Origin of the sequence: Geosporobacter ferrireducens, from assembly GCF_001750685.1 — a bacterium.
In the GTDB taxonomy this organism is placed as follows: Bacteria; Bacillota; Clostridia; order Peptostreptococcales; family Thermotaleaceae; genus Geosporobacter; species Geosporobacter ferrireducens.
The window spans coordinates 3,026,717-3,040,328 of record NZ_CP017269.1 but is presented as its reverse complement, the minus strand read 5'-3'; the positions used below and the strand labels follow the sequence as shown (position 1 = coordinate 3,040,328).

The window sequence follows — 13,612 nt, the reverse complement described above, 5'->3', positions numbered from 1 at the left end:
CCTCCACATGGCTGTAATATTAGAAACTTCCCCTGCTTCCGCTATGAGAATGTCCGCCTCCGGACATGCCTCCACCAAAGCTGCCTCCTCCAAGACTGCCGCCGCCGCTCTTTTTCTCATTAGACGGTTTTTTTCGTTTGGTGGTTTCCGTCCTTATATAGACATCTCTTCGATTGGTTATCCCTGAATTCTTGGCATCCAAATAGGTACTCCCTCCAGTGGTAGACCTGCCCCCAGAATGGTATGCCATCGTCACAACACTGACACTGGCAACGATTATGGCAACAAGTACTTGAAACCATAACTTAAATAATATTTTTTCCGGGTTTACTCCTGGCTTTATGCCCATATATTGATAAGATAGTTTTATAAAAGAATGGAAAGCTTCATAATAGTTTCCTCCAGATAAATCTGGGGTTATTTTCTTCCGGATCAAATCGCACCTGCTATCATCCAGATATTTCTCTCCTTTATAAAAACCTGCAACATACACTTCCCGGTGCTCCATGTCAATGGTCAAAATCACAGTATTCCCATGGGGCTTGTCGTATCCCAATCCTTTTTCGTCATAAAAGTCTTCCATATACGTTACAACATCTTTACCTTGCGTATCCTTGGCGGTTAATATGATAATATCTACCTGTCTTTTTTGACTGTATTTATCTGATATCCCCTCTAGTTTTGCTGCTTCCTCTGCCGTTAAAAGCTCGGCAAAATCATAAACTTTTTGATTTGCCTTTTCTGCAGCCATTACGGGATGAACACCAAACACCATAAATATTATCAACATAATCACTGAAAATCTTCTTAAATACAACCGGTTTTTCACTAAAAGCCACCTCCGCTGATCCATGCTGCCGATTTCAGTACGATAAATGTAATGCCGGCAATACCTGCAAACCAGGCAGCCACTTTTCCATAACTGACCGGAGGTTTTCCTACGATCTTCCCTGTCTGACCATTCATTGCAAAAATATGTTCCGACTGATTATAGTCATAGCATACCATCCATACGGGAAATAGTGTATAATAAGCATGTTTTTGCCTCGTATCAATATGCTTGCTCCTATATGCCGTAGTACTGTATCCAGTAATCGTAGAGCTGATATAGGATTCTACATAGTTGTCTATTCTAGACTTTACCCTTGAAAACAACTGCTTATCATTATAATTATATTTCTCAGCAATATAGCCTGCTAAGTAGGGGGTATTAAAATCCTTTAGATGATTATAATCATAGGGCTCCAGCTTATCCATTAACTGATCGTTCATTTTTTCCGATGCATCTACCGGTACCTTTATATAATGAAGATCTAGGCTTCGGTGCACATCATAATAACTGGTCTCTGTATATATGTAATCCCCTCTGCTGTAGCTTCTGACCTTTGTGCAGACAGCATCTGCATGGGCTTTACTGTTCAAATCATATAACCAGAAAGGAACATAGATTCCTGTTATACTCTTTATCCTATCTGCTGTCATAAATCCCTTTGGTGTCAAGAGTCCATTTTTGCACCAAGCTTTGAATGCTTGCATAGCCTTCTCTTTGCTAATTGTAAAGGGGATAACTTTAGCAGGAGCCATATTGCCAGCCAGTCTGTCACCCAGTACAACACCTGCTCCGCAAAAGCTGCAAGTCGTCGCCGTAGTATCTGCATCCGTCAATATCACTGCCCCACAGTTTTTACAATGATACTCCACAGCTTCTCCTTCTGCAAATGCATTCAATATAAACTCTTTTGGAAAATCTTCTACATTGTTCTTTCTTCCACAACTATCACAGGATAACTTTCCTGATTCACTATCAAAAACCATATCCGCACCACAATCCGGGCACTTATAATGGATGACCATCTTTCCCACCTCCCACTATAGATAGAACCTTAAAAATACCAGAGAAGACCCCTTAATAAATTCATCGTTTCCAGCATATCATAAAAGCTGTAGATCACGGCTACAGCTTCATTTGTATAAAGACTACTTGTTTTTTAAACTTGCCTTTAGGGCCTCCAATTCGCTATCTATGTTTGTAGTATTATCATATTTAGCCTCTAAATCTTTTATGTCGTCCTTTGGTCCTGCATTTAGATCTGCCATGGCATTTGCTTTATCAAGAGCCAGATTTGCCTTCTCTTCCATTCTATCAAAAGCGGATAGGGAATTATTGGCACTATTTACAGAAGAACTGATTCTGTTTATTCTTTCCTGCGTTTTTGCAACAGCCAGTTTTCCCTTAATCATGTCCTTACGGGATTCCAGCTCCCGGATATCGGTAACCAGTTTATCATGCATTTCTCTCATTTTACCAGCATTGGATGCTGCTAACTCATAGGCTTCCTTAAGCCCCGCTTCCTTTGCTGCTAAAGTAGATTTTCTTTCTAAAAACTTTCTGGCATCTTTTTCATTATTTTCCTCTAAAGCTCTGACAGCATAATTCTGCATTTTGCTCATCTCTTCTATAAGTTCATCCAATGCTCTTTTGGCCCGGTACTCTTCTGCTATAATCGCAGCCGTTTCAGCTTTAACTTTTCCCAAATCACTATTGAGATTTCGCAAACACTGCTCTATCATCTTTTCAGGATCTTCTACTTTATCCAATAACGCGTTGATGTTACTTGTCATAATATCTCTGAATCTTGTCAAAATAGCCATACGTATCCTCCCCTGTTTTGGTATATTTTCCAAGTAGCCCTCATGAGAACAATATATCATAATATAGAATTCTTTACAATTGTATCATGTATAGATATATAATTGAGAAGCTTAGGGTTTAACAAAACGCTGAGGGCACCGTTCCCTACAAAAACCTAAAACAGGAGCGTAGGGATCGATGCCCTCGTCGATCCGCCATAAAATAAGCAGTCACAAACCTTCTTAGAGTCCCTAAAGCCCCCTACGGGACATAATGGCCGTCCTTATTTCATCAATATATTTCGATCCCGTCGGCTGCCCGTCCCTTTTATCAAATTTAGCAGCTATACTTAAAGCCTGATTTTTACAATGTTCCATTATCTCCTCTACTTTGTATTTTCCATCCTGCTCCGTGAATGGTGCATTTTGGGGCAGCTTCAATACATACTCTTTCCGTTTACTCCGCAGGCTGACATTTTCCCACAGCATCCAGGAAGCTGCATAAAAGCTTAATTTACTCCACTCCTTTTTTGAGTCTAAGACCCACTGAAGATGCCTGGAAAAAATTTTTATACCTTTAATTGGATCGGTAATTGCGTAATAGAGAAGATGTCCATCCAAGTCTCCAAGAAAAGCCTGGTTTTTATAGATTAGTTTATAGGATTTGTCCAGTATTTTTTCTGCTTCTTCCAATTTACCCTTTGTAACATAGTGGTAAAGAAATTTCTGATAGGTCTCATGGGGTACGTGACCACACTTTTTTTCCCCTGAAAATAAAGGTTTTGCTGTTTCCAGCGCCTCCTCCAATTGATCAAAATGAAGGTAGCAAGCCACATCAAAGCTTAGCTCACAGGCTTCACAGTTGCTTAAACGGTCTCTCTTACAAGATTGATATTTGCTAAAGAACTCTCTGATTTCCTCATCTCTACTAAAATAAATGCCATATGCAGCCTGCATAAAATAATAAAATCTTAAAGAATAACCATACTGAATACAGCGGTTTTTAAACTCTTCACACAAAGCGTAAATCTTTTCCCATGGAATTTGATAGAAACTTATCCCATTATTTATTACATATTTAAAGGCCCATAATAAGTCATAATGTTCATTTCTGCCAACTTTGTCACTATTCTCATCGATCAGGGACAGATATCTGGGAAAAGTAGTGATGATTTTAAAAGCATCTCCATAGTAGCCGCTTTGATATATGAGCTGCTCCCTTAAGGCCAGCTGCTGCCTTAAATTGTTCTCACAGTCTGCAAGTCTGATTGCTTCCTCAATAAGAGGAATCTTTGCAAGACCATCCGGTGCCTTCTCGATTATATCCAACAATGCATCTAACTGACTGCTCATTTATTGATCCCCCATTCAATCAGTGATATGATTCCATTATTTAAAACCCGCATCTCATTATATCTCAAAGGGAAATGACCCATAAGAAGAGATTGCACATATAATAGTTCAACTGCATTTTTTAAAGCAACTTCCTCTGTTAGCGTCATTAGTTTTTGAATAAGAGGATTATCAAAGTTAAAGCATAGATTAGAATAGGAACTTCCCTCATATTCATCAATAAATCCGTCCAAAATATCACCAAAGGAACTACGGCTCTTTTCTTTATTCTCTATCAAGTCCCTATAGAACATGGCGTGGGTATCCATTGTATAAAGGGTTGGCATTTCCTTCGGTTTAAAGTGCTTTATACTTGCTTGGCAATTAAATTTGTTCAGAACGATATTAGCTATCTTTAGTAAGCCATAAGAAAATTCTTCTTCTTCATAGGTTAAATCCTCCATGATCTCAACCACATCATCGGTATTCACCAACTCTACCTTGACTTCTTCATGCAAATATCCTAGCATTTCAATCAATTCTGCAATATATACATATCCCCCATTTATCAATAATTTATCTTGAGCTGTAAAAATAGGTGAGATTTGTTTAAACTTATCTACCGAGTTGGTATATTGAAGGATTTTATATTGTGTTCTCAGCTCATAGCCGCTTTTGGTTCCTTGAGATGTTTGAAATAGCAGATAATCAAAAAATACTTTATGCAAGTTGTCATTCTCTACCGCAAGGCTTTTTATCGCCAAATCATGGATACTCACGATTTGAGAAAGCTTTTCTGTATCGGTAACAGCAATATTGGACAAATAGTGTATGATACATTCTCCTAATTCATCACGGGTCTTATCCAGTAAATCATCTTCATAAAAGGTTTCTCTGGATGCCGTAGGCCTGAGTAAATTTGTATTAATAATACACTTCACAAAAAAAGCCCACTCGGGAAGTAAATTATCTCCTTTCTCTGTCAGCAGCATACTTTTAAGATAAATCCTATGGGAGTTTTTTGCCTTAATACCTACTTTTCGAGAAACAATGTAGGCAATCCCCTTAACCTGGGCACTTTTCGATTCCATAGGTATATAGTCAATAAATTCCTCATTAAATATTTCTTTGCCCATAGCCAGGACATCATTTTTTGATAAAGATCTGTCATCCCATATAAAGGTACTTTCGTTTATCCTGCGTTCACTTCCGTTTTTGTTGAAAAATATTGGAATCGGCAGTGCCAGACCATAGTATCGAATCAGTTGGACCAGGTTTTCATCATTGTAATAAACTTCACTACCCTTTTTGCCCCTAAGGTATATGATTGTTCCATAACCAATTTCACCGGCGATCCTTTTTATACTATAGGTTCCATCAGGTTTACCGGTCCAATGATAGCCAGATTCTTCATTTATAGACCGTGTAACTAAATTAATTTCATCTGAAATCATGAAACAAGATAATAATCCGATACCAAATTTTCCAATATAGTCATCTTCTATCTTGCCGCTTATTAAATCTTTTTTCGAAGACTCCCCTATTATAGCAACAAACTTATGTATCTCTTCTTCTGTCAAACCGATGCCATTATCCTCGAAGATAATGGTATCTTCTATTAAGCTTATGGTAATCTTTCCATCCGGCCAAAAATTCTCTGACTTCTTTCTGGCATTTATAGCATCTACTGCATTTTGCAAGAGTTCCCGTACAAAAACATCCGGACTGCTATACAGATGATTGGACAATATATCGATCATCCCACCTAGGTTCACCTTGAACCTATAATCCTTTTCCATAAAAATCCTCCGATAATTTTATATATTGGTATCCCCTAAGAATATCTCCTCTTAAAATTATTCTATATACTGTCGCAAGCTCCTTTTAGACTTTTAGCAAATAGTATCATGGGCCTAATCCCATAAAAATAACCTGCCTCCAAACAACAACCGCCTCAATATAATGATATAGAATCCTGTCATCAGATTGAGGCGGTATTATGTCCTTAGGCAGTACTTAAATTTCCTTTTGAGCAACCTTATACAAATACTGAGCTTTTAATGAAAAGTAAATATACATAATAACTAAAGCCAGAATGAAAAACCATAAGAATCCTCTCATAAGTGCAAATGGTGTCTCAAATATAAATGCTTTCCAAAACTGAAATCCGCTTTTTTCCCATAAACCAGGTGTATAATATAACAACTTTGGATGAACTATCGCATTTACATCAATAGCATTGGAAAAAATTAGTGCCATGATTATTGGCATATAGGAGATAGCTGCCATTAACCATATACGCGATAAACGCTTATATCGTTCTGCTTTAGAGGATGCATCTGAAAAGATATCTTCACTCCCATTTTCACTGATTTTCTTAAAATACTGGGTTGTTGAATTTTTACCTCCTGCAATATGCTTCCAACCACTATCTTCAAACATCGTACAATAATCTGTGAAATCTTTGCTGCTTTTAAAAGTCCGGTGGTCAATTCTAATATTGGCATCTTGTGGTTTTGTCTCTTTAAACTGATACCCCCAAGATACGTTCACCAGTTCATAACCTTGTTTAGCTATCTGGTTCAACCATTCTTCTTCCTTATTGCAGTCGATAAAGATCTTATATTTCTTCACGATTCTTCCCTCCCATGAAATTGGCTTTCTGTTACTGCAATCATATGTTTCATTCTCTCCATGTCCAACCTTAAAATTTCTTTTCCCTCTTCTGTGATGGAATAGACCTTTCGCCTGCTATCTTCGCTTTTGACAGGTTGGATGTATTTTAGCTTTAGTAAATTTTCAATAGCTCCATACAGTGTTCCGGCCGCCATCCGCACATCTCCGTTGCTTAATTCTTCAATCCGCTGGATAATTAAGTACCCGTGGGCAGGTTCCAATAAGGACAACAAAATATAATATACGGTTTCCGTTAATGGTAAATTCTTATTTCTTTTCATACCCTCTTCCTTTCTTTATATAATAAGACTATACAGTCTAGCTGTATAGTCTTATTATATAAAGTGTAACTGTATATGTCAATATCAAAATGGCGGTATGAATCATTTTTAGAAATACAGCTGCTTTATCAATATATAACGATATAGATATGTGACTGAATTGAAAATAAGTTTATACTATAAGCAGTATAATTTTCATCTCAACTTAAAATGAACCATTTACCCTTTCGTGACTAAATAAAGATGAAAGGGTAATTGGAAAGGAGGTTTTTCAAAAATGCTGAAAGGATGGTTCTTATGAACCCTGAACACTTAGATAGCCTTGTTGGCCAGTATGGCAATTCTCTATACAAGTTTTGCCGTAAGCTTGCCCTAAGCAAAGTGGATGCAGATGACTTATATCAGGAAACTTTTTTAAAAGCAGTAGAGCAATGTCATAAAATTGATGCAAGCAACAATCCCAAAGGATACCTCATCTCGATTGCAATATACATATGGAAAAGCAAAGGGCGCAAGTATGCCCGACGGCAAAGGCTAGTCCCTAACACAGGCATTGATGACATCTCTTCACAAGCAGATAACTACAATTTAGAAAATGATATTATTTCTAGAGACCTAAGCGATTGTGTTAAAAATATTGTGGATTGCCTTGACGATAAATTTAAAATACCCCTCTATCTGTATTACACCGTTGAAATGACAGTAGAAGAAATTGCATCCACTTTGAGAGTTCCACAGGGCACAGTAAAAAGCCGATTGCACAAGGCTCGAGCCCTTATAAGAAAAAGACTGGAGGCTGTTGGATATGAAGCAACATCAACATGATTCCATAGATTTGCTATTAAAAAAGACCCTTTCTTCAGCACATGCTCCAGATGAACTATTAAATCAGAGAACAAAAAATCTTATGAAGGAGAAGATGGTCTTGAAAAAAACAAGTAAAAAGTCCATGTCAAGAATGATTTTGATTGCATCGATGCTGACTATAGCTATGTCAGTAACTGCTTTCGCAATATGGAATTTGCTTTCAGCTGACGAATTCGCCGATCACGTCCAATACCCAGTCCTAGCCGAGGCCTTTAGAAGTGAAGGGGCTATACAAATCAATGAATCGGTAACTTCTAACGGATATAAAATTACACTGCTGGGTATTGTTTCGGGGAAGGGACTTACTCCGCTTCCAGACAATGCTGATATAGAGGCTGAAAAAAGCTATGCTGTCGTAGCTATTGAAAATCTGAATGGAAAAATGCCAGATACTTCCGAGGCAGCGTACGACGATGTGCCCTTTTTTATCTCCCCTCTTGTCAAAGGTCTGATCCCTTGGCATATCAATATAGCCACAATGAGCGGAGGTTATTCTTCATCAGTTATTGACGGTGTTATGTATCGATTGATTGAATGTGACTCGATTGAAATGTTTGCCGACAGAGGCCTTTACCTTGCAGTATCTTCCTCAACTTTTTATGATACAGAAGCCTTTGTGTTTGATTTCCAAACCGGTGAAATAAGTCCAAATCCTGACTATAAGGGTGTCAATGTACTTTTTGATTTGCCGATTGATAAGACGAAGGCCGATCCACAAAAATCTCAGCAGTTCTTGGAAGACCGGTACGGTGGAGATTATAAGAAGGAAATGAAACAAATTGAAATCCATGTCAAAGTTCAACAGTATTTAGATGAAAATTACCGGGGAGACCGTACAGAGGATGAAGTAAGGGCTAAAATTACTCAGTTTTTGGAAGAACGATACAAAGGGGATTATACAGAGGAAATGATTAAAGAAATGGTTGAGGGGGCTATGCTAAAAGAGAGAAGTGATAGCTCTAAAATAATTCTGAATGAAGAATCTTGAGGAAACATTGCTTACAATGTAGAATAGTCAAAAAAGATTCCAATTTTCCAAATCAAGTACCTTCGAAAAAATCTGTAAAAACAGCTTTCTATGATAAAATCAATTGATCATAGAAAGCTGTTTTTGTTAGTATTATAAAATCTTTGACCACATAGATGTATGATGGCGAAATCTAATCCATCTTCATTCTTTCTTAAAATACTTATTTTATAAAATTCGTTGGGCTAATATTAAACCGCCCACGATGGCTGCATGATCCCCTAATGAAGGTGTTACGATATATGAATCTAAATCTGGGGTTTCAACGTAGTTTGCCAATAGTAAAGAAAACTCTTCTCTGACTAAATCGATCATCCTGGCCTGATTCATAACACCTCCTCCTAATATAATCTTTTCTGGTCTTAATATCAGTGTATAGTTCATCAAAGCTTGTGCCAAATAATATGCAATCATCCTCCAGACTTTGTGATCAGCATCCAAATTTTGTGCTTTTATGCCATATCGTTTTTCAATGGATGGACCCGCTGCAAGCCCTTCAAGACAATTTTTATGAAAGGGACACACACCTTCAAAATCATCCTCCGGGTGATTACGGATGATAATATGGCCCATCTCTGTATGACCAAATCCCTCTACAATTTTTCCATTTAAGATTGCGCCGCCGCCAATTCCAGTTCCCACCGTTAGATACAGGCAGCTACTGTTATCTGAAGCACTTCCAACTTCATATTCTCCTAGGCAAGCTGCATTTACATCTGTCGTCCATCCGATAGGTATGTCATAATGCCTTTTCATCGCTCCCAGAAAATTAAAGTTTCTCCAATTTGTTTTGGGCGTGGAAGTAATATAACCATATGTTTTTGAATCTTTATTTATGTCAATCGGCCCAAAGGAACCTATTCCGATGGCTTTTAAATTTCCACAAGTATCAAAAAAATCAAAAATCCTTTGTAAAGTTTCCTCCGGGTATGTTGTAGAAAAAGAAATCTTATCAAGTATTTTAAAATCATCATCTCCCACTGCACAAACAAATTTTGTACCACCTGCTTCAACAGCAGCTAACATGTCCATTCCTCCCCATTTAAATAATCTATTTATGCCAGTGCAGTTACTACCGCTCCATAATCTCCAATTTTTTCACCTAATTGTGCAGGAACGATTTTAACTGCCTTTCTGGAAGACTCTAATGCTTGAATTTCAATCTCTTTGTACATCTCTTCATTTAAAAATTTGCCTGCGCGTACATATATACTGCCTACTACGATGATTTCAGGATTTAAAATGTCTATGATTATGGATAACCCTCTCCCAAAATACTTGCCTGAAGTTCTAAACACATCTAATGCATCCCGGTTTCCTGCTTCGGCAGATTCAGCAACATCCTTCGCTGTAATATCATTCATTTCAGTCTTAATAAATGATGCTTTTATCCCTTGCTTTTCCAGTTCATAGGCTTTTAATTTTGCTATTTGAGCGATTCCGCCACCACTGCAAAAGCCCTCAAAACTTCCACCTTTTCCATATCCGATTGGCCCGTGATCTTCCAAAGGGATATGTCCTACTTCTCCTGCCATATTGCTGGCACCCGTATATAAATTTCCGTTAAGAATCAATCCTGCCCCTAAACCGGTTCCAAAGGTAAGAAAAATCAAATTTTCATATCCTCTACCTGCCCCATATTTCCATTCTGCCAGAGCACAGGCATCCGCATCATTTTGAAGCTTTGCCCAAACACCCAGCTTTTCATAGATATAATCAATGATAGGAACATTGTCCCACCCCGGAAGGTTCGGTGGTGACTGTATCATACCTTTTTTGCTATCCAGCGGCCCGCCGCAGGAAATACCTATTTTGAAATTTTCAACCTTTTTGCCATTTCTTTTGAACATAGCTTTTCCTTCTGCTATTAGATGATCGATCATTTCCTTCCAGTTGCTTGTGGTTCTAATTTCTTTCCGGTCTAGAAAATGAATGCTGTCATTAGATCCTTCTGCTAATACTACAGCAGACTTTGTTCCGCCTATATCAAATCCTAAAACAATCATAAGTCCCCTCCAAACATCTCATATTCGAGAGCCCTACAGATCAAATGATATAAAGGCAGATGATATTCCTGTACCTTAAAAGTCTCCCGTGCAGGGACATTTAATAAAATATCACTTAATTTTTTAAGCTCTCCCCCGGTTTCTCCCGTAAGCGAAACCACTAAAACGTCTTTCGCCTTAGCTACCTTTGCAGCATAACAAAGATTCGATGCGTTTCCAGATGTAGACAATCCGATCAATATATCATTCTTTTCTCCATAAGCATATACCTGCTGTGCATAAGCCATGTCGAAGCTTACATCATTTCCATAGGCGGTTAGAAATCCCGTCTGTGACACCAATGATACTGCCGGGATTGCCCCTTGAAGGCATTCTGTCATGTAATTGAATTCACTTTCATGTACATACCCTTTGAGTCTTGCTCTGAAATTTTTATCCACCGGCCTTTTTATATAAAATTCTTTTAAAAGTTCCCCTACAATATGTTCACTATCAGAAGAGCTCCCGCCATTTCCGCAAACAAGTATTTTGCCTCCCAGCTTTATTCTGTCTGCTGCCTGCTCGATTAAATTTCTAATGGCTTCTTCCAGGTAGGCCATCATCGGATACTTTTCTTTAAATTCCTTCAACACCAATTCCGTTTTATTTTTCAAATGTTCTCACCCTCATCATATAAATATGCCTCTGCCAATAATACACGCTGCCCTTTGTGCATAAAAATGATTTATAGCGTTTTAAAGAGGTTACCTAAGTAACCCCTTTATTGAAATGGATCTTCTTCTATAAAGAATCTTTGGTGATAACAGAAACCCCTGTATCCACATAGGCTTTGTCAACCGTATTTCCTTCAAGTACTTTCACTGCGGTCTTCATGCCTTCATATCCCATAACATCAGGATTCTGTGACATAGTAGCTAGAAGGTGTCCTTCTTTAATCAGTTGTAATATGGTATCCGATTTATCAAAACCAACGCCTATAACTTCTCCGCCCGCTTCTTTAATTGCGTTTCCTGTTCCTACGGTTGACCCTTCATTTCCTCCAAATATACCAACAACGCCTTCCGTAATATAGTTCGCTGCTATATCTTTTGATTTTGCTGCATCTCCGTCTCCATACTGTGTCTGGAGAATTTCGAAACCTTTTCCTTCAAAAGCTGCTCTAAATCCTTTTTCTCTCGCAACGGTTGAAGCAGTGGAAGCGTTTACATTTACGATACCAATCTTACCGGATGTTATGCCTTTTGCTGCTAAAGCCTTAAGCATTTCTTCTCCAGCAGTTTTACCGGCTGCTTCATTATCCGTAGCTAATGTTTGTACTGCTGGAAAATCAGCAGGTGAGTCAACATATACGATTTTGATGCCTTCTGCCTCTGCCTCTTTAAGCGCTGAGGTTACTGCAGTTGGTCCGTTTGCTGCTAAAAGGATTGCATGGGCACCACCAGCGATGGCGTTATTGATACTCTCGATTTGTTTTGCATCATCTTTTACATCAGGAGCAAGCCATGTATAGTCTACATTGCCAAGTTCCTGTGCAGCTTTTTTTGCCCCCTGGTCAACAGTAACCCAGTGCTGGTCCATTTGATCCATCGTGATGAGATAAACCTTATAGTTTCCTTCTTCACCGCCTTGCTTGCTTGTACCTGTATTGCTTGCGCACCCCACTACCCCAACGATTAGTACGAAAGTTAAAACTACCGCTAAAAGTTTTTTCTTCATATTTACTCCCCCATTTTATTTATTTTAAAGCTCTCGCTTTAATAACTTAAGTGCCCTAAGCTTTGCTTTTTGCTTTTTTGGTCTTATTCTTATTGGCTCTTACAACGATATCCAGGAGTACAGATATAATAACAATAATACCTATCACGATATTTCTGATGGCTACAGGGGCACCGGCAAATTGCAGCCCATTTTGCAATACGCCCCAGATAGATGCACCTACGATTGTTCCAAGAAGTATTCCCTGCCCTCCAAGGGTGCTGACACCTCCTATTACAGAAGCCGCTACCGCATACAGCTCATAGGTTGTTCCTGCATCCATAGTGCCCATACCGCTAACAGCTGTCATTATAAGCCCTACGGTGGCAGAACATATGGAGCTTACTACATAAGCTTTTGTCACTGTACTGGATATATCCACCCCCGATAGATGGGCAGCATGGATGTTACTGCCTACTGCGTATATATGCCTCCCTGTTCTGGTTCTGCTAAGTATAAAATTAAAAACCATCCAAAAAGCAAGGGCGATCCATATGGTATTGTATAGTCCGAAGGTTTTTCCGTAATAAAAGAAGTCTCTAAACCCTTCAGCCGCCGGTCCTATAGAATCCGTATTGTAATTGTTGTTGACGATCTGCGCTACGCCCCTCGCAATGGTCATGGTGCCCAGGGTTGCTATGAAAGCCGGAAGCTTAGCCTTTGATATCAGCTGGCCATTTAACAGCCCTATAACGAGGGCGGATACATAAGTGACACCTACTGCTAGCCAGGGATTCATACCCTTTGTCATCAGTGTAGCTGAAATCATACAGCTCATTCCTACAAGGGACCCTATGGACAAATCAATATTTCCTGTAATCAATACATAGGACTGTCCGATACCGATAAGTATAATCGGCGCAATTTGTCTTAATAGGTTAGAAATATTTCTATTGGAAAAAAAATTAGGATTCAGCATACCAAACACGATAATCAGGACTAAAAGCCCAACAGATACTGTAACAACTTGCATCATTCCTCTTTTAGATAAGAACTTCATAAATCTATCCGTTTTTTTTCTGTTTTCCATACTATAA

Annotated in this window: 14 protein-coding genes; 2 read left to right on the top strand and 12 right to left on the bottom strand. The window is 38.6% G+C overall.

Translation table 11 applies throughout. From position 1 onward, the window contains the following. Positions 1-19: 19 nt before the first annotated feature. The 7 genes from Gferi_RS14270 to Gferi_RS14240 form a co-directional block, all read right to left on the bottom strand. Positions 20-829: a TPM domain-containing protein gene (locus Gferi_RS14270; protein WP_207645755.1), complete on the bottom strand. Its 810-nt coding sequence runs from the start codon at positions 827-829 to the stop codon at positions 20-22. Then, positions 829-1,854: a TFIIB-type zinc ribbon-containing protein gene (locus Gferi_RS14265; RefSeq protein ID WP_069977594.1), complete on the bottom strand. Its 1,026-nt coding sequence runs from the start codon at positions 1,852-1,854 to the stop codon at positions 829-831. The genes Gferi_RS14270 and Gferi_RS14265 overlap by 1 nt, the downstream gene beginning before the upstream one ends. A 123-nt stretch (positions 1,855-1,977) precedes the next feature. Beyond that, positions 1,978-2,652 (bottom strand): PspA/IM30 family protein, encoded by a 675-nt coding sequence (locus Gferi_RS14260; RefSeq protein ID WP_069977592.1) that lies wholly within the window; start codon positions 2,650-2,652, stop codon positions 1,978-1,980. A 231-nt stretch (positions 2,653-2,883) separates the two neighbouring features. Then, positions 2,884-3,984 carry a hypothetical protein gene (locus tag Gferi_RS14255; RefSeq protein ID WP_069977590.1) on the bottom strand — a complete coding sequence of 367 codons (1,101 nt, stop codon included), beginning with the start codon at positions 3,982-3,984 and terminating at the stop codon, positions 2,884-2,886. Then, on the bottom strand, positions 3,981-5,762 hold the full coding sequence (locus tag Gferi_RS14250) for an HSP90 family protein (RefSeq protein WP_069977588.1): 1,782 nt from the start codon (positions 5,760-5,762) through the stop codon (positions 3,981-3,983). Before Gferi_RS14250 ends, Gferi_RS14255 begins: the two co-directional genes overlap by 4 nt. A 217-nt stretch (positions 5,763-5,979) precedes the next feature. After that, positions 5,980-6,597, bottom strand: a complete 618-nt coding sequence (locus Gferi_RS14245; protein ID WP_069977586.1) for a DUF2812 domain-containing protein — start codon at positions 6,595-6,597, stop codon at positions 5,980-5,982. Then, a complete protein-coding gene (locus Gferi_RS14240; protein WP_069977584.1) occupies positions 6,594-6,920 on the bottom strand; it encodes a PadR family transcriptional regulator in 327 nt (108 codons plus the stop codon). Before Gferi_RS14240 ends, Gferi_RS14245 begins: the two co-directional genes overlap by 4 nt. A 297-nt stretch (positions 6,921-7,217) precedes the next feature. Here Gferi_RS14240 and Gferi_RS14235 point away from each other — a divergent pair, with 297 nt between their 5' ends. After that, complete coding sequence (locus tag Gferi_RS14235; protein WP_069977582.1) at positions 7,218-7,745, top strand: RNA polymerase sigma factor; 528 nt, start codon at positions 7,218-7,220, stop codon at positions 7,743-7,745. Continuing rightward, positions 7,726-8,775 (top strand): DUF4179 domain-containing protein, encoded by a 1,050-nt coding sequence (locus Gferi_RS14230; protein ID WP_069977580.1) that lies wholly within the window; start codon positions 7,726-7,728, stop codon positions 8,773-8,775. Before Gferi_RS14235 ends, Gferi_RS14230 begins: the two co-directional genes overlap by 20 nt. 207 nt (positions 8,776-8,982) lie before the next feature. On the opposite strand, the gene Gferi_RS14225 is transcribed toward Gferi_RS14230, so the two are convergent. From Gferi_RS14225 to Gferi_RS14205, 5 genes are all read right to left on the bottom strand, one after another. Continuing rightward, the gene (locus tag Gferi_RS14225) at positions 8,983-9,840 is read right to left on the bottom strand and encodes an ROK family protein (RefSeq protein WP_069977579.1); all 858 of its coding nucleotides are present in this window, start codon (positions 9,838-9,840) and stop codon (positions 8,983-8,985) included. A gap of 29 nt (positions 9,841-9,869) precedes the next feature. Then, positions 9,870-10,820: an ROK family protein gene (locus Gferi_RS14220; protein WP_069977577.1), complete on the bottom strand. Its 951-nt coding sequence runs from the start codon at positions 10,818-10,820 to the stop codon at positions 9,870-9,872. Further along, positions 10,817-11,473 (bottom strand): D-sedoheptulose-7-phosphate isomerase, encoded by a 657-nt coding sequence (locus tag Gferi_RS14215; RefSeq protein ID WP_236932598.1) that lies wholly within the window; start codon positions 11,471-11,473, stop codon positions 10,817-10,819. The genes Gferi_RS14220 and Gferi_RS14215 overlap by 4 nt, the downstream gene beginning before the upstream one ends. Before the next feature lie 127 nt (positions 11,474-11,600). Further along, entirely contained in the window at positions 11,601-12,536 is a 936-nt protein-coding gene (locus Gferi_RS14210; protein ID WP_069977575.1) for an ABC transporter substrate-binding protein, read from the bottom strand. Between the two features lie 55 nt (positions 12,537-12,591). Next, entirely contained in the window at positions 12,592-13,605 is a 1,014-nt protein-coding gene (locus Gferi_RS14205; protein WP_069977573.1) for an ABC transporter permease, read from the bottom strand. Positions 13,606-13,612: the final 7 nt, after the last annotated feature.

Coding starts and splice junctions, on each gene's coding strand:
- Gferi_RS14265 (WP_069977594.1), bottom strand. CDS start 1,854: ATGGTCATCCATTATAAGTGCCCGGATTGTGGTGCGGATATGGTTTTT.
- Gferi_RS14260 (WP_069977592.1), bottom strand. CDS start 2,652: ATGGCTATTTTGACAAGATTCAGAGATATTATGACAAGTAACATCAAC.
- Gferi_RS14255 (WP_069977590.1), bottom strand. CDS start 3,984: ATGAGCAGTCAGTTAGATGCATTGTTGGATATAATCGAGAAGGCACCG.
- Gferi_RS14250 (WP_069977588.1), bottom strand. CDS start 5,762: ATGGAAAAGGATTATAGGTTCAAGGTGAACCTAGGTGGGATGATCGAT.
- Gferi_RS14240 (WP_069977584.1), bottom strand. CDS start 6,920: ATGAAAAGAAATAAGAATTTACCATTAACGGAAACCGTATATTATATT.
- Gferi_RS14235 (WP_069977582.1), top strand. CDS start 7,218: ATGAACCCTGAACACTTAGATAGCCTTGTTGGCCAGTATGGCAATTCT.
- Gferi_RS14230 (WP_069977580.1), top strand. CDS start 7,726: ATGAAGCAACATCAACATGATTCCATAGATTTGCTATTAAAAAAGACC.
- Gferi_RS14225 (WP_069977579.1), bottom strand. CDS start 9,840: ATGTTAGCTGCTGTTGAAGCAGGTGGTACAAAATTTGTTTGTGCAGTG.
- Gferi_RS14220 (WP_069977577.1), bottom strand. CDS start 10,820: ATGATTGTTTTAGGATTTGATATAGGCGGAACAAAGTCTGCTGTAGTA.
- Gferi_RS14210 (WP_069977575.1), bottom strand. CDS start 12,536: ATGAAGAAAAAACTTTTAGCGGTAGTTTTAACTTTCGTACTAATCGTT.
- Gferi_RS14205 (WP_069977573.1), bottom strand. CDS start 13,605: ATGGAAAACAGAAAAAAAACGGATAGATTTATGAAGTTCTTATCTAAA.